The sequence below is a fragment of the Paucibacter sp. JuS9 genome (assembly GCF_044043925.2).
Classification (GTDB): domain Bacteria; phylum Pseudomonadota; class Gammaproteobacteria; order Burkholderiales; family Burkholderiaceae_C; genus JAUASW01.
The window spans coordinates 2812002-2828612 of the sequence record NZ_CP194172.1 but is presented as its reverse complement, the minus strand read 5'-3'; the positions used below and the strand labels follow the sequence as shown (position 1 = coordinate 2828612).

10 protein-coding genes and 1 pseudogene are annotated in these 16611 nt (G+C 65.5%); 2 read left to right on the top strand and 9 right to left on the bottom strand.

Annotation, left to right across the window (positions count from 1 at the left end):
* Nucleotides 1-8: 8 nt before the first annotated feature.
* Nucleotides 9-2534 (top strand): bifunctional diguanylate cyclase/phosphodiesterase, encoded by a 2526-nt coding sequence (locus tag ABT392_RS12640; protein WP_395385607.1) that lies wholly within the window; start codon nucleotides 9-11, stop codon nucleotides 2532-2534.
* Between the two features lie 118 nt (nucleotides 2535-2652).
* Nucleotides 2653-3789 carry a PA0069 family radical SAM protein gene (locus tag ABT392_RS12635; RefSeq protein WP_395385608.1) on the top strand — a complete coding sequence of 379 codons (1137 nt, stop codon included), beginning with the start codon at nucleotides 2653-2655 and terminating at the stop codon, nucleotides 3787-3789.
* Between the two features lie 9 nt (nucleotides 3790-3798).
* Here ABT392_RS12635 and ABT392_RS12630 read toward each other — a convergent pair whose 3' ends face one another.
* The 9 genes and pseudogenes from ABT392_RS12630 to rpoD all read right to left on the bottom strand — a co-directional run bounded on the left by ABT392_RS12630 (nucleotide 3799) and on the right by rpoD (nucleotide 16360).
* Complete coding sequence (locus tag ABT392_RS12630) at nucleotides 3799-5463, bottom strand: phosphoethanolamine transferase (protein ID WP_334276197.1); 1665 nt, start codon at nucleotides 5461-5463, stop codon at nucleotides 3799-3801.
* Nucleotides 5464-5539: 76 nt separating this feature from the next.
* Nucleotides 5540-7174 carry a response regulator gene (locus ABT392_RS12625; protein ID WP_395385609.1) on the bottom strand — a complete coding sequence of 545 codons (1635 nt, stop codon included), beginning with the start codon at nucleotides 7172-7174 and terminating at the stop codon, nucleotides 5540-5542.
* Nucleotides 7175-7435: 261 nt separating this feature from the next.
* Nucleotides 7436-8587 (bottom strand): molecular chaperone DnaJ, encoded by a 1152-nt coding sequence (gene dnaJ, locus ABT392_RS12620; RefSeq protein ID WP_334276194.1) that lies wholly within the window; start codon nucleotides 8585-8587, stop codon nucleotides 7436-7438.
* 124 nt (nucleotides 8588-8711) lie between these two features.
* Nucleotides 8712-10676, bottom strand: a pseudogene (dnaK, locus tag ABT392_RS12615) (molecular chaperone DnaK); the annotation flags it as partial.
* A gap of 86 nt (nucleotides 10677-10762) precedes the next feature.
* Nucleotides 10763-11287 (bottom strand): nucleotide exchange factor GrpE, encoded by a 525-nt coding sequence (gene grpE, locus ABT392_RS12610; RefSeq protein ID WP_334276193.1) that lies wholly within the window; start codon nucleotides 11285-11287, stop codon nucleotides 10763-10765.
* Nucleotides 11288-11410: 123 nt separating this feature from the next.
* Nucleotides 11411-11827 carry an RNA-binding S4 domain-containing protein gene (locus ABT392_RS12605; protein ID WP_334276192.1) on the bottom strand — a complete coding sequence of 139 codons (417 nt, stop codon included), beginning with the start codon at nucleotides 11825-11827 and terminating at the stop codon, nucleotides 11411-11413.
* Nucleotides 11824-12915 (bottom strand): ferrochelatase, encoded by a 1092-nt coding sequence (gene hemH, locus ABT392_RS12600; RefSeq protein WP_395385610.1) that lies wholly within the window; start codon nucleotides 12913-12915, stop codon nucleotides 11824-11826. The genes ABT392_RS12605 and hemH overlap by 4 nt, the downstream gene beginning before the upstream one ends.
* A 21-nt stretch (nucleotides 12916-12936) precedes the next feature.
* Nucleotides 12937-13905, bottom strand: a complete 969-nt coding sequence (locus ABT392_RS12595) for an adenylate/guanylate cyclase domain-containing protein (protein WP_334276190.1) — start codon at nucleotides 13903-13905, stop codon at nucleotides 12937-12939.
* A 184-nt stretch (nucleotides 13906-14089) separates the two neighbouring features.
* A complete protein-coding gene (gene rpoD, locus ABT392_RS12590) occupies nucleotides 14090-16360 on the bottom strand; it encodes an RNA polymerase sigma factor RpoD (RefSeq protein ID WP_334276189.1) in 2271 nt (756 codons plus the stop codon).
* Nucleotides 16361-16611 lie beyond the last annotated feature (251 nt).

Here is a 16611-nt window from a genome sequence, read left to right as displayed (position 1 = left end):
ATCCGGGCATGCGACAAGCGACAGGAGAGGGGGCCGTCGATGGCCGGAGTTTGAGCGCCAGGCAGTTGGCATCGCCCGCGACAGGGCACGATGGCTGGCGGGCGCAGGCATGGCAGCTGCCGCTGCTGGGCGGGGTGACGCTGGCGCTCTATGTGGCCGTGCTGCCGGGCCATTGGCTGGACGTGGGCGTGCATCGCGAGAGCTTTCTTGCGCTGCACACGCTGCTTGAGATGGCGGCGGTGCTGGTCTGCCTGACCGTGGGGCTGACCGCCAATTACACGCTCGGCGATGCTACCGGCCGACGCGCGCCAGTACTGACCACGGCCTTCCTGCTGATCGCGGCGCTGGACCTGCTGCACTTGGCCAGCTATGCCGGCATGCCCGACCTGTTCTCGCCCAACACGCCGCACAAGTCCATCCTCCTGTGGCTGCTGGCGCGCCTGGTAGCGGCCCTGAGCCTGTTGGCCTGGGCAGCCGGGTGGCAGCTTCGCCAGGGCCGCATGGGCGCCCTGTGGCTGGGGCTGGCGGGCCTGCTGCTTGTGATCGTGTGTGCGCTCGCCGCTCAAGCGGTGGTGGCGCCTCAGCAGCTGCCGGCGATGTTCGTGCCGGGACAGGGCCTGACACCACTGAAGAAGGGCCTGGAGCTGGGCATTGCCGGCCTGAACCTGCTGGCCCTGGTCCTGCACGCTCGGCGCCGACGCGGCGATGTCCGCCAGGGTGGCGACACCGAGTTGCGTCTCGCGCTGTGGCTGGCTGCGCTGGGGGAGGGTTTCTTCGTGCTCTTCTCGGAGCGCTCGACCGACATGGCCAACATGACCGGCCATCTCTACAAGCTGCTCAGCTACGCGCTGCTGTACCGGTGCATGTTCATCGACCGCGTGCGCCGCCCCTTCGTCGAGGCCGAGCTGCGCGAGGCCAAGTATCGCAACCTGCTGGAGCTGGCGCCCGACGGCGTCGTGGTGACCGATCGCGAGGGCCAGATCCTCATTGTCAACCGCGCCCTGGAACAGATGTTCGGCCGCCGGCGCGAGGACCTCGTGGGGCAGGGCATGGAACTGCTGCTGCCGCCGGCCCTGCGAGAGCGCCACCTGGAGCATAGGGCCCGCCACATGGACTCGCCCGGCTGGCCGGCCATGCGCGGCCGCGACGGGCTGCGGGGCCTGCATGCCGACGGCCATGAGTTCGACATCGAGGTGGCGCTGGGCCTGGACGACGGCGGCGAGCAGCCGCGGCTCACGGCCTATGTGTCTGACATCAGCGAGCGCCGCGCTCACGAGCGCGAGCTGCAATACCGTGCCACGCACGATGCCCTGACCGGCCTGCCCAACCGCTGGCTGTTCGCCGACCGGCTGGCCGCCGCCGCCTCGGGCGGGCGCGCGCTGATGCTGCTGGTGCTGGACCTGGACGGCTTCCATGCGGTCAACGAGTTCCAGGGCACGCCGGCCGGCGACAGCCTGCTGCGCGCCTGCGCCGCGGCGCTCCTGCCGGTGCTGCCCGAGGGCGCGACGCTGGCACGCCTCGGCAGCGACGAGTTCGCCATCCTGTGCGACATGGTGACCACGCCCGAACTGCTCGCCAGCCGGCTGCAGACGGTGCTCCTGGAGCTGGGCACCGGCGCCGGCCAGACGGCCTGCTTCGGGCTGCTGCTGGAGCCCGCGCCGCGAGAGCTGAGCCCCACCGAGTTGCTGGGCCGCGCGCAACTGGCCCTTCAGTCGGCCAAGGCGCTGGGCAAGGGCCAGGTGCAGCGCTACACCGAGCAGCTCGGCGAGCGCTCGCGCCGCGATGCCTTGCTTGAGCAGCGCCTGCGCTTGGCCTTGCAGCAGGGCACGCTGGACCTGCATTACCAGCCCCAGGTCGGCGTGCCGGACGGGCGGGTTCTCGGCTTCGAGGCCCTGCTGCGCTGGGACGACATGCAGCTCGGCATGGTCTCGCCGGCCCTGTTCGTGCCGGTGGCCGAACGCGCCGGGCTGATGGGCGAGATCGGTGCCTGGGTGCTGCAGCGTGCCTGCGCGCAATTGCGCAACTGGCGTGATCAGGGCTTCGAGACCGTGGTGGCGATCAATCTCTCGCCCCTGCAGTTCCGCGATGCGGCCCTGGCCGAGCAGGTTCTGCAGACCCTCGGCCGCCATGCCCTGCCCAGCTGCTCTCTGGTCGTGGAGATCACCGAATCGGCGGTGATGGACGACCCGGCCGAAGCGGCCCGGCAGTTGCAGCGCCTGCAGGACGCGGGCATCGCCGTGCATCTGGACGACTTCGGGACCGGCCACAGTTCGCTGGCCTGGCTCAGGAGTTTCCCGATCCAGGTGATCAAGATCGACCGCAGCTTTGTGCGCGACATGCTCCGCAAGGACAGCGATGACGCCATCGTGCGTGCCGTCATCGGACTGGCCCACACGCTCGGCTGCCGCGTGATCGCCGAGGGTGTCGAGGAGCAGCCCCAGCTGGAGCGCCTGAGCGCGCTGGGCTGCGACGAATACCAGGGCTGGCTGTTCAGCCCGGCCCTGCCGCCGGACGCCGCGCGGCTGCGGGCCTGAACGTCTGAACTTCCGGGCTGCCTGGCTTCAGCGCCGCGACCTGCGGCCGCCGCACCGGCCCTGGTGCAGGCGCTGAATCCGCGCTGGTGCAATCTGGAATGCTGTATGAAAATACAGTATGTCTTTCAAGCCCAGCACCAATGCCAAGCCGGCCCTGGCCCAGCCTCTTTACGTCCAGGCCGATGCCCTGAAAGGTCGCGGCAGCGCCTGGGCCATCAAGCACCGCTTCAGCAAGGACCTGCGCGAGCAGTTCGATGACGGCTGGGGTTCGCTGCAGCAGGAGGCTGAAGTCGAGCACCTGCCGCCGGCCACGCAGATCATCGAAGAGCGGGCCAAGACCATCGTCTCGACCAATCAGTCGCCGGACATCGGCTTCGACATTTCCATCAACCCGTACAGAGGATGCGAACATGGCTGCATCTACTGTTTTGCGCGGCCGACCCACAGTTACCTGAATCTGTCGCCGGGCCTGGACTTCGAGACCCGCATCGTCGCCAAGGTCAATGCGCCCGAGCTCCTGCGCGCGGCATTGAGCAAGCCGGGCTACAAGCCGCGGCAGCTGTGCATGGGCACGGCCACCGACGTGTACCAGCCGATCGAACGCGAGCTGCGCATCACGCGCCGCATCATCGAGCAGCTGGCCGAATGCGGCCATGCCTTCTCGATCGTCACCAAGTCCTCGGGGGTTGAGAGAGACCTGGACCTGATAGCGCCGATGGCGGCGAAGAACCAGGTGGCGATCTATGTCTCGGTGACGACGCTGGACCCGCACCTGGCCCGCACGCTCGAGCCTCGCGCAGCGGCGCCGCACCGACGGCTGCGCACCATCAAGACGCTGGCTGAGGCCGGCGTCCCGGTGGGTGTGAGCGTTTCGCCCATCATTCCCTTCCTCAACGAGCCGGAGCTGGAACGCATCCTCGAGGCCGCCGCCGAGGCCGGTGCCAGCATGGCCTTCAGCATTCCGCTGCGCCTGCCCTGGGAGGTCGACCCACTCTTTCAAGACTGGTTGCAGCAGCACCAGCCAGACAAGGCCGCGCGCGTGATGGCGAGGCTGCGCGAGATGCGCGGCGGCAAGGACAACGACCCCAACTTTGGCACCCGAATGACCGGCGAGGGCATCTGGGCACAGCTCTTGCGCCAGCGCCTCAACAAGGCCAGCGCCAGGCTCGGCCTCATGCGGGAGCGCTCGCCCCTGGATCTCAGCCAGTTCAAGCCACCTGGGGATGTTGATTCAGCGCAGGCGGAATTGTTCTAACTCAATGAATCAGCGGCAGCCGGCCAGGATGTCCCAGTCGCTTCTGTAGACCTGGCTCTGCACGCCACTGTAGCCAAGCACGGTGTGGAACAGCTGGTCGTGCGAGAAGGGCTGGTCCAGGCGGCTCTTGAGGCAGCCGCTCCTGAGCTTGAGTGACTGGCTGCTCGCTTCGGGCATCCACAGGATCATCGGGATGTGCGTCTGCTCCTTTGGTGCCATGCTGTAGGGCAGGCCGTGCAGGTACAGATTGTTCTCGCCGAGTGATTCGCCGTGGTCGGAGGCATACAGCATCGCAGTGTCGAAGCGATCCGACTTGGTCTTCAGCCAGTCGATGCTGCGGGCCAGCAGCCAGTCGGCATAGGCGATCGAGTTGTCGTAGGCATTGACCAGGGCCTGGCGTTCGCAGTGCTGCAGGGCGTTGGACTTGCACTCGGGTTGGAAGGGCTTGCGGTCTGCGGGCGAGCGCTTGTAGTAGGCCGGCCCATGGCTGCCCATCTGGTGCATCACCAGCACCACGCCGCGTGCCACGCGTTCGGGGTCGAGCGCGCCGAGGCGTTCGTCCAGGCCATGCAACAAGGCGCCATCGAAGCACTCCGTGCCATCGCAAAGCCCTGCCGGCAAAGGCGCTGCGCCAGCCACCGGCTGTGCCGCCATGGCGCTGGGCACGCGGTCGCAGATGCCTTTGCAGCCCGATTGGTTGTCCAGCCAGAGCACGGCCAGGCCGGCGCGCTGCAATACGTCCAGCAGGGTCTCCTGCGAACGCTTCTGCTCGATGAAGGCCTCGCGGCCCAGGTGCGAGAACATGCAGGGCAGCGAAGCAGCGGTGCTCGTGCCGCAGGACGAGACATTGCGGAAGCTCAGAACATCGGCCTTCGCCAGCTCCGGATTGGTGGTCGGCCCATAGCCGTTCAGCGAGAAGTTGGCCGAGCGCGCTGTCTCACCGACCACCAGCAGCAGCAGGCGTGGCTTGGCCCCTGGATCGCGCGCAATCAGCTTGGCATCAGCGCCAATCACTTCCGGCGGGCCCTTGGGTGCGGCGCGCTTGGCGGCCATCACCGAGCCCAGCGAGTAATACAGATTCACCGGGCTGATCATGTAGCGCAGCGACTTGTTGTTGCGCATCGTCGAAGCCAGGTCGGCAAAGCAACTCAAGGCCAGGCCTACGGCCAGCACCAGGCCGCCAGCGAAGGCCAGCAGATTGCGTCCCAGCCGACCTGGCCAGGGATGCGAATGCAGCTTGCGCTTCCACAGCCAGGCGATGGGCAGCAAGGCCAGCAAGGCCAGGCTCAGGAGCAGGCCGACGCTCAGGAGGTCGCGGCTTTCGCGCACGTCGGTCTGCAGGATGTTGACCACCATGGTCGGGTCGATCACCGTGCCATAGCTGCCCATGAAGTGGGCCAGCGGCGCGGCACTGAGCAGCATGACGGCCAGGGCCGGCTTGATCAGCTTCGGCCAGGCAAACAGACTCAAGAGCGCGCCGAGGATGGCCGTGACCATGCCGGCGAACACCAGCACGAAGACACGCCCGCTGCCATTGCTCAGGTCAGGCAGTGCCAGCATGCGCTGCCACAGCGGCCAATTGCCGAAGACACCCAGCCACAGGGCGCCCAGCCAGGCGATGGTCAGCGGTGAATCGAGGGTGGGTTTGCCAAACAGGCGGAAGAGGGCGCGCATGCGTATCGTTGCATCATGTCGATGGCGCGCATTGTGGCCCAGCGCGCGGCCGGGAGCCGCGGCAGGAACAGCAGCTTCAGGCAGCGGCCTTGGTGCGCAGGGCCAGACCGCCCACAGCGCGCTGGTTGCGAGCCAGGGCGGTACCCAGCGGACGCACCCAGCGGGCTTGCAATTCGTCAATGCGCTGCGCCAGGTCGGGCGCGTCGGCCACCTTGTCGGCATGGCGTTGCAGCACCAGGCTGGCCATGTCGATCAGCTTGGCGTTGCGGGTCTGTTCGCCTTGCTCGATCAAGAGTGCCACGCCCCTGCGCGCTTCATGGCGCAGCGAATAGCGCATCGCCGTCTCGGCCACGCCAAAGATGCGCGCATGGCAGTCGCGCAGCTCGCTGGCTGCGGCCTCGTTGCGTTCGGTCATAGCCACCATCAGCTCGGTGCTGGACTTGGAGACGCAGTAACGCAGTCCGAGCCGCGTGATCGTGACGTCCATCTCCTCGAGCTGGATGTCCTGCGCATGCAGCCGCACCAGCAAGGCGACGAGCAGGGTGGCCGCTTCAAGATCGAAATCAGGGCGTTCGGACTGCGCGCTCAGGTCGCGCGTCAAGGCCAGCGCTTCCGCCAGTTGCCGGCCGTACAAGGCTTTGATGATGCGCAAGACCTGGTCGAAGCGCTGCAGGCGGACGCTGTCCTCGGTTCGCTCGCCCAGTTGAGCCAGGCAGTCCTGCGCGTAGGCCAGGCCCTTGCTGTCCTTCTTGTCGAAGCGCATCAGGCCCAGCAGCACCAGGCCCAAAGGATCGAAGAGCTTGGACTTGAGGCCGTTGGCCATGGTGCGCTCGAACAGGCGGACCGCCTCTTCGCGTTCGCCGGCATAGAAGGCCAGCGTCGCACAGCGTTGCGTGCGCAGGATGCAGCCCGGCGTCAGGCGGGCGGCGGTGCGATAGGTTTCCAACGCTGCCGCCACCTCGCCTTGCTCCATCTGCACGCGGCCCATCATGTCGTAGGAGTCGGCGTGGTCGGGCATGTCGCCGATCAGCACTTCCAGCGTGCGCCGCGCAGCGACCAGGTTGCCCGAGGCCAGCTCGGCACGCGCCACGCCCAGGCGCGCCCAGGGCACGGTCTTGGCCTCGATGATGGCGTCGTACATCTTGCGGGCTTCGGCATGGCGCTCCAGGCGCAGGAGCAGTTCGGCGCCGATGCGGGCCGCATAGAGCCAGAAGGGCGCGCGCGCTTCGAAGCGCTTCATGCAGAGGTCGGCAGCCTTGGCAAAGTCCTCGTTCTCGATGGCCTCGAAGATGTCTTTCAGGATGCGCTTGCGGTAGCGCGCGCTAGCCAATCGCTCGGCCAGCGAGGCCGTGGTGTAAGGCTTGATCAGGTAGGCGTCGAGCGCGGCCTCGGCGGCTTCGGCCACCACGGCGTAGGTGGCCTCACCGGTCACCATCACGAAGACGGTGGAGTAGGGCAGCAACTGCTCGCGGCGCAGCTCGTCCAGCAACTGCTGACCCGATTGCTCGCTGCCCTCGAAATGGTAGTCGCACAGGACGATGTCGTAGGGCTTGTTCTCGAGGATCACGCGGGCGTCGCGCAGCCGCGTGGTCTGGCGCACATTGCCCACGCCAAGGTCGCGCAGCTGCGCGGCCATCAGGCTGCGCGAGTTGGCATTGGCGTCGATGATCAGCGCGCTTGCCTGCTGGATGCCGTCGTCAAGATTGCGCATCAATACAGGGGCGGGCGCCCATCGTGCGCGCACGGGCAAGTCCGGCGCAGGAATAGAGAACTGATTTCACCAACGAGAGCTCTTGTGCTTGTTGGCACACTTTAGGCGCACAACGCACAAAATGCAGTCAGGGCCGGCCCGGACTTGCACCGGCAGCGCCGTGAAATATGCCCGTCATGCCGCTGCTGTTTCAACTCATGGGACAAAAAAAGAAGCCGCGGCTCCTGGGAGCAGCGGCTTCTCGTGCGCGCGAAGTCCGGCTTACTTGAACAGGTCCTTGACCCGGTCGGTCCAGCTCTTGGCATTCGGCGAGTGGCGCTCGCCGCCCTCCTTGAAACTCTTGTCGAGTTCCTTCAGGAGCTTGCGCTGGTGCTCGGTCAGCTTGACCGGCGTCTCGATGCTGATGTGGCAGTAGAGGTCGCCGGGGTAGCTGGAGCGCACGCCCTTGATGCCCTTGCCGCGCAGGCGGAAGGTCTTGCCATGCTGCGTGCCCTCGGGCAGCTCGATTTCGGCCTTGCCGGTGAGGTTCGGGACCTCGATCGTGCCACCCAGCGCCGCCGTGGTCATGGACACGGGCATCGTGCAGTGCAGGTCGTCACCATCGCGCTCGAAGATCTCATGCTGCTTGATACGGATCTCGATGTAGAGATCGCCCGCAGGCCCGCCGTTCACGCCCGGCTCGCCATTGCCCGCAGAGCGGATGCGCATGCCTTCGTTGATGCCGGCCGGAATCTTGACTTCGAGTGTCTTGGTCTTCTTGATCCTGCCGGCGCCGTTGCAGGAGGTGCAGGGGTCCGGAATGATCTTGCCGCTGCCATTGCAATGCGGGCAGGTCTGCTGGATCGAGAAGAAGCCCTGGCGCATGTGCACCGTGCCCGAGCCATTGCAGGAGCCACAGCTCTTGGCGCTGGTGCCCGGCTTGGCGCCGCTGCCCTTGCAGGTTTCGCAGCCTTCCCAGCTGGGGATGCGGATCTGGGTTTCCTTGCCCTTGGCCGCCTCTTCCAGCGAGATCTCCATGGCATACGACAGGTCGTTGCCGCGGTAGACCTGCTGGCCTCCACCGCCACGACGGCCGGCACCACCGGCGCCGCCGCCGAAGATGTCGCCGAAGATGTCGCCAAAGGCCTCGGCAAAGCCGCCAAAGCCTTCGCCGCCCGGGCCGCCTCGGCCGGCCATGTTCGGATCAACGCCGGCGTGGCCGTACTGGTCGTAGGCCGCGCGCTTTTGGCCGTCGGAGAGCATCTCGTAGGCCTCCTTGGCCTCCTTGAACTTCTCCTCGGCCGCCTTGGCGCCTTCACCCTGGTTGCGGTCCGGGTGATGCTTCATGGCCAGCTTGCGGTAGGCCTTCTTGATGTCCTCCTCTGATGCGTTCTTGGCGACGCCGAGGATTTCGTAATAGTCACGCTTTGCCATGAGAGCTTTCAGAGCGTTGGCTTCAATCTAAACAGTTGCGCCGCGTCAAACCCGGCGAAGGGCTTGCGCGGCGTCAGGCAGGGCCGATATCGACGTCACCGACGATATTGGCGCGCCGCTCTTCTTACTTGCTGTCCTTGACTTCCTTGAACTCGGCGTCGACGACGTTGTCGTCAGCGGCGGGCTTGCCGGCCGGTGCAGCTTGCGGCTGCTCGGCTTGTTGGGCACCCGCAGCGGCGCCGGCAGCAGCTTGCGCGGCTTGCGATTCGGCATAGACCTTCTCGCCCAGCTTCTGGCTGGCCGTCATCAGGGCTTCGGTCTTGGCCTCGATGGCTTCCTTGTCGTCGCCCTTGATGGCTTCTTCCAGGTCCTTGATCGCAGCTTCGATGGCTTCCTTCTCGGCGGCCTCGATCTTGTCGCCATGCTCTTGGAGAGACTTGCGCACGCTGTGCACCATGCCGTCGGCCTGGTTCTTGGCCTGGACCAGCTCGACCTTCTTCTTGTCTTCGACGGCGTTGGCTTCGGCGTCCTTGACCATCTTCTCGATCTCGGCTTCCGACAGGCCCGAGTTCGCCTTGATGGTGATCTTGTTTTCCTTGCCCGTGCCCTTGTCCTTGGCGCCCACGTGCAGGATGCCGTTGGCGTCGATGTCGAAGCTCACTTCGATCTGCGGCGTGCCACGCGGTGCCGGCGGGATGCCTTCGAGGTTGAACTCGCCCAGGCTCTTGTTGCCCTGAGCCAGTTCACGCTCACCCTGGAACACCTTGATCGTCACAGCCGGCTGGTTGTCGTCGGCGGTGGAGAAGGTCTGGCTGAACTTGGTCGGGATTGTCGTGTTCTTGGCGATCATCTTGGTCATCACGCCGCCCAGGGTTTCAATGCCCAGGGAGAGAGGCGTCACGTCCAGCAGCAGCACGTCCTTGCGCTCGCCACCCAGCACCTGGCCTTGGATCGCGGCGCCCACGGCCACGGCTTCGTCAGGGTTGACGTCCTTGCGCGGCTCCTTGCCGAAGAACTCCTTGACCTTGTCCTGCACCTTGGGCATGCGGGTCATGCCGCCGACCAGGATCACGTCGTCGATCTGGCCCACCGACACGCCGGCGTCCTTGATGGCGGTGCGGCAGGGAGCGATGGTGCGCTCGATCAGCTCTTCGACCAGGCTTTCCAGCTTGGCGCGGGTCAGCTTGATGTTCAGATGCTTGGGGCCCGAGGCGTCAGCCGTCACATAGGGCAGGTTGACGTCGGTCTGCGAGGAGTTCGACAGCTCGATCTTGGCCTTCTCGGCGGCTTCCTTCAGGCGCTGCAGGGCCAGCACGTCCTTGGTCAGGTCGACGCCTTGTTCCTTCTTGAACTCGGTGACGATGAAATCGATGATGCGCTGGTCGAAGTCTTCGCCGCCCAGGAAGGTGTCGCCGTTGGTCGACAGCACTTCGAACTGCATTTCGCCATCGACGTCGGCGATCTCGATGATGGACACGTCGAAGGTGCCGCCACCCAGGTCATACACGGCGATCTTGCGGTCGCCCTTGCCGTGCTTGTCCAGGCCGAAGGCCAGGGCTGCAGCGGTAGGTTCGTTGATGATGCGCTTGACGTCCAGGCCGGCGATGCGGCCGGCGTCCTTGGTGGCCTGGCGCTGTGCGTCATTGAAGTAGGCCGGCACCGTGATCACGGCTTCGGTCACCTCTTCACCGAGATAGTCCTCGGCGGTCTTCTTCATCTTGCGCAGGATTTCTGCGGAGACCTGCGGCGGTGCCAGCTTCTTGCCGCGCACTTCCACCCAGGCGTCGCCGTTGTCGGCCGAGGCGATGGTGTAGGGCATCAGGTCGATGTCCTTCTGCACTTCCTTCTCGGTGAACTTGCGGCCGATCAGGCGCTTGACCGCGTAGATCGTGTTCTTGGGGTTGGTGACGGCCTGGCGCTTGGCCGAGGCACCGACCAGCACTTCGCCATCTTCCTGGTAGGCAATGATGGACGGGGTGGTGCGAGCGCCTTCGGCGTTTTCGATCACGCGCGTCGTGTTGCCTTCCATGACCGAGACGCACGAGTTCGTGGTGCCGAGGTCAATGCCGATGATCTTTCCCATTTTTTTCTCCTGAACTGAATGCTTGGATGCAGTGAATCTGTGGACAGGTCGCCGCTATTCAAGGGGCAGCAGCCTGTGAATAAGTTTGTGGATTACTTGGGGGCAGCCACGGTGATCAGGGCCGGGCGCAGCACGCGGTCGTTGATCAGGTAGCCCTTTTGCAGCACGGCCACTACGGTGTTGGCCTCCTGCTCGGCTGGCACCATGGAGATGGCCTGGTGCTGGTGCGGGTCGAACTTGGCGCCGGCGGCCGGGTTGATCTCGATCACCTTGTTGCGCTCCAGCGCGCTGGCCAGCTGGCGGCGGGTGGCGTGCACGCCTTCCAGCACGGTTTCGACCTTGGCGTCGGGCGTGGCGATCGCGGCTTCCATGCTGTCCATCACCGGCAGCATGGCTTCGGCGAAGGATTCGACGGCGTACTTGCGGGCCTTGCTCATGTCTTCATCGGCGCGGCGGCGGACGTTCTCCACCTCGGCCTTGGCGCGCAGATAGGCGTCGGACATCTCGGCCAGGCGGGCCTGGGCTTCGGCCAGCTGGGCCTCCAGGCTGTTGTCGACGGCCGCTTCAGGGGCGGCCGATTCGTGGTTTTCTTGCGGGGAGGTGTTCTCGGTGCTCATGGTCTTGGGGCCAACAACGGTGATGCCAAAAGAGGCAAGCGCTCCACATGGGAGCGCTTGCGCTGAAAACAAGAGTCGGATTTTGACATCTGGGCACGGAAAAACCCGTGCTGGAGGCCAAATTCAGTCGATTTGGGCGCTCCAGCGGTCCCATTCGGCCAAACGGCGACGGTCCTGTTTGGTAGGCCGGCCCTGCTCGATGCTGGCGGCCGGTTCGGGCGCCAGGCGGCGGGCCTCGGCTGTCTGCTCGCGCTTGGCGATGCTCTCGGGCGTTTCTTCGTAGAGCGCCTGGGCCTGCGGCGCCGGGCCACGCACATGGCTCAGGCCGCGCACGATCACCTCGCGTTCCACCACGCCCTGGCGCAGCCGTACCCGGTCGCCGAGCTTCATGTCGCGCGAGGGCTTGACGGACTGGCCATTGATCTCGACCCGGCCCTTGCTGATCTCGTCGACCGCCAGCGCGCGGGTCTTGTAGAAGCGGGCCGCCCAGAGCCATTTGTCCAGCCGCAGGCCGTCCTGCTGCGCTTGCTTGTCCTTCATGGCCTGGGTTCTGCGCCGGCTGCGAGCGCCCGCTCGCGCTGTTGCAAGTCGGGCTCGGCGCTGGTGGTCGTCGGCCAGCCTTGCAGGTGCTTCTCGGCCAGGGCGGTGAGGGCGCGCATGCCGGCCGGGCTGTCGTTCAGGCAGGGAATGTAGGCGAAGGCCTGGCCGCCAGCGGCCAGGAAGGCAGCACGGGCTTCCTGGTCGATTTCTTCCAGCGTTTCCAGGCAGTCGGCGCTGAAGCCCGGGCAGATCAGGTCCACGCTCTTCAGGCCCTTGCCGGCCAGCTCGATCAGGGTCGGCTCGGTATAGGGCTGCAGCCACTTGGCCTTGCCGAAGCGGCTCTGGAAGGTGACGCGGTATTGGTCGGGGGCCAGCCCCAGCGCCTCGGCCAGCAGCCGGCCGGTCTTCAGGCATTCGCAGTGATACGGATCGCCCAGCGCAAGCGTGCGCGCCGGCATGCCGTGGAAGCTCATCACCAGCATGTCGCCACGGCCTTCGCGCTGCCAGTGGCTGCGCACGCTGTCGACCAGGGCAGCGATGTAGAGCGGGTCGTCGTGATAGCGGTTGATGAAGCGCAGCTCCGGGACGTTGCGGGTCTTGAGCGCCCACAGCGAGACGGCATCGATCACGCTGGCCGTGGTGGCGCCGGAGTACTGCGGATAGGCCGGCAGCACGAGGATGCGCGTCGCACCTTCACGCTTGAGCTCATCCAGCTGCGCCGCAATCGCCGGCTGGCCGTAGCGCATCGCATGCTTCACCAGCAGCTTGTGGCCCCGCTCGCCCAGCATGCCTTGCAGGTACTTGGCCTGTCTGCCCGTCCAGACCTGCAGGGGCGAGCCCTCCTGGGTCCAGATGCTCTGGTACTTGGCTGCCGACTTGGCGGGCCGCACGCGCAGGATGATGCCGTGCAGGATCAGCAGCCAGACGAGCCTGGGAATCTCGACCACGCGCGGGTCAGCCAGGAACTCGGCCAGATAGCGGCGGGTGGCGCTGGCCGTTGGCGCATCGGGCGTGCCCAGGTTGCACAAGAGCACGGCGGTGCGCGGCGCGCTGCCATGCCGGTAGTCCGGTTCTGCGTTGAATGCCATGAGAAGGGGAAGTCGAGGAGGTCAGCCGCGGCTGCGCGGGCCGGTCAGCGAGAGCGGCTCGGTGTCCGAGAAATGCAGCACCTCGAAGCGCACCGTGGGCGAATCATTGTCCATGGGCGGGCCGCCGAGGCCGATCACGCCGCTGCCGTGCAAGGTGCAGTTGCCGCGCTTGAGCGAGAGGATTTCGCCCAGCGGGCCAAAGCGCACGAAGGTGCCGTTGTAGCTGAGGTCGGTCAACGAGAAGGTGCCGGCGTGCCAGTCGATGCGGGCATGCGAGCGCGAGACGCGGCCGTCGGTGATGCAGTAGGTCGCCTGCACGCTGCGGCCCAGCACGATGGGCATGGAAGCGGTGTCGAACACTCGGTCCAGGTCTTGCCAGACGAGGCGGATGCCGTCCGGCTCCACGGCAGGCACGACCTCGCCAAACTGGGTGGCCGCGGCATCGCCCTGCTGCATGGGCTGGTCATAGACATAGACATGCACCGGCTCGACGCGGCCGCGCACCGCGATGCGGTCCAGGCTGCGGAAGCGGTTCTTGCGCGCCGCGGTCAGGCCGTTCAGCACTTCGGCGGTGATCAGGGTTTCGTTGTCGCCGGCATGGTCGATCAGCCGGGCGGCCACATTGACCGCGTCGCCGAAGCAGTCGCCGCCCATCTCCACCACTTCGCCGCGGGCCAGAGCCACTTGCAGCTTCAGACCGCGCAGCCCCGGGGATGCGCCGCGCTGCTTGCCGCGGGCGACCACGCGCTCCAGCATTTCATGCATGCGGATGGCGGACTTGACGCCGTCGGCCGGGCCTTCAAAGACCGCCATCAGGCCGTCGCCCAGGGTCTTGATCAGCTGGCCGTTGCACTCATCGACCGCTTGCGCGATCACCCCGACCGTATGAGTGACCACCGAAGTGGCCTCTGCATTGCCCAGGGTCTCGAACAGTGCCGTGCTGCCTCGAAGGTCAGCGAACAGGACGGTGCGTTCCCGGATCTGGGTCATGGGCGAGGGTAGGGCGGCTGAAGCGTGAAATTGTTCGCAGTGTAGCGGGGCGCGGGCATGAAAAAGGGCCGGATAAATCCGGCCCTGGTGCGTTACTCGCCCTGCGCGCCAGCGGCGGCAACCTATTTGGAAACCTGATTACAGGTTGTAGCGCAACCCGATTACAGGTTGTGGCGCAACCCAATTACAGGTTGTCCAAATAGGTGCGGAGTTTGTCACTGCGGCTCGGGTGCTTCAGCTTGCGGATGGCCTTGGCTTCGATCTGGCGGATGCGCTCGCGGGTGACGTCGAACTGCTTGCCGACTTCTTCCAGCGTGTGGTCCGTGCTCATCTCGATGCCGAAGCGCATGCGCAGCACCTTGGCTTCGCGCGGGGTCAGGCTGTCGAGGATGTCCTTCACCACGTCGCGCAGGCCGGCCTGCATGGCGGCTTCGATGGGCGCGGTGTTGTTGGTGTCCTCGATGAAGTCGCCCAGATGGCTGTCGTCGTCGTCGCCGATGGGGGTTTCCATCGAGATCGGCTCCTTGGCGATCTTCATGATCTTGCGGATCTTGTCTTCCGGGATCTCCATCTTCTCGGCCAGCGTCGGCGCATCCGGCTCGAAGCCGAATTCCTGCAAGTGCTGACGCGAGATGCGGTTCATCTTGTTGATCGTCTCGATCATGTGAACCGGGATGCGGATCGTGCGGGCCTGGTCGGCGATCGAACGCGTGATGGCCTGGCGGATCCACCAGGTCGCGTAGGTCGAGAACTTGTAGCCGCGGCGGTATTCGAACTTGTCCACCGCCTTCATCAGGCCGATATTGCCTTCCTGGATCAGGTCCAGGAACTGCAGGCCGCGGTTGGTGTACTTCTTCGCGATCGAGATCACCAGGCGCAGATTGGCCTCGATCATTTCCTTCTTGGCATCGCGCGAGGACTTCTCGCCCTCGTTCATCTTCTTGTTGATGTCCTTCAGGTCTTCGATCGGCACGACGGCGCGGGCCTGGATGTCGATCAGCTTCTGCTGCAGCTCCTGCACCGGCGGCAGGTTGCGGGCCAGCACGGCGGAGTAGGGCTTGTTGGCCGCGACTTCCTTTTCGGCCCACTGCAGGTTCAGCGAATTGGGCGGGAAGGTCTTGATGAAGTGCTCTTGCGGCATGCCGCACTTGTCGACCACGATCTTGCGCAGCTCGCGCTCGTAGCGGCGCACGTCGTCCACCTGCGAGCGCAGGATGTCGCACAGCTTTTCAATCGTCTTGACCGTGAAGCGGATGGTCATCAGCTCGGCGCTGATGGCGTGCTGGGCCTTGTCGTACGAGGCGGAGCGGTAGCCGTCCTTCTCGAAGGCCTTGCGCATCTTGTCGAAGTTGCCCGACAGCGAGTCGAGCTTGACCAGCGCGGCATTCTTCAGCTCTTCGAGCTTCTTGGTCAGCGCCTTGGAGCCGCCGTTGCCGTCGTCGTCATCGTCCTCGTCGAACTCGTCGAAGTCTTCTTCGGCCACATAGTCGTCGGCCTCGTCGGCGGCCACGAAGCCGTCGACGACTTCAGAGATCTGCATCTCGCCGGCGCGGATCTTGGTGGCGAACTCCAGGATGTGGGCGATGGTGGTGGGCGAGGCAGATATGGCCAGCATCATGGCCTGCAGGCCACCTTCGATGCGCTTGGCAATCTCGATTTCGCCTTCACGGGTCAGCAGCTCGACCGTGCCCATTTCGCGCATGTACATGCGCACCGGGTCGGTCGTGCGGCCGAATTCGGAGTCCACTGTCGAGAGCGCGGCTTCCGCGGCTTCTTCGGCTTCTTCCTCGGTCGAGGTGGTCGTGGCGTTGCCCTGGATCAGCAGCGTGGCAGCGTCGGGCGCCTGCTCGTAGACCGCGATGCCCATGTCGTTCAACATGGAGATGATGGCCTCGAGGATTTCCTCGTTGACCAGCTTCTCGGGCAGGTGGTCGTTGATTTCCTGGTGCGTCAGGAAGCCGCGTGTCTTGCCCATCTTGATGAGCGTCTTCAGCTCATGACGGCGCTTGGCGGCTTCTTCTTCGGTCAGCGCGGTTTCTTCCAGGCCGAACTCGCGCATCAGCGCGCGTTCCTTGGCACGCGACACCTTCATGCGCAGCGGCTTGGCCTTGGGCTTGTCTTCGGCGACCTCTTCGGTCTCGGCCACTTCCTCGACTTCGCCTTCGAGCTCGGCATCGATGTCCGAGAAGTCTTCTTCGTCAGCTTCGGCCTTGGCGGCTTTCTTGCTGGTGGTTTCTTCCTTGGGCTTGCGACCGCGTTTGGGCTTGTCGTCGCCAGCGGCGGCAGTCTTGGCCGCGGCCTTCTTGGCCACAGCAGCCTTGGCGGGCGCCTCTGCCTTCACTGCCTTGGGGGCGGCATCCTTGGCGGCCTTGCTCGCCTTGGCGGCAGGCTTCTTGGCGACGAGTTCAGCCTCAGCGGCGGCGCTGGCCTTGGATGCGGTTTTCTTGGCAGTCATGCAGATCCTTGGGGTCGGTGCGTGTCAATATTTGGGCGGGCAATGCAGCGGCCACCTGGGTCCTCAACCTTCGCACGGCAACGAAGGCGGCCCCCAGGCGGCTTTTCAGGCATGTCGGACCCATCGATATGGTGTCGACATGCGGCGCGTTCAAGTTGGCGTGAACGTTTGCAATTGCAGCCCTGGCGGATAGGGTGGCCTTGATACCTCGATGGGTGCCCAGTTTCGCTGGGTGGCCGGGTCCGGCAAGC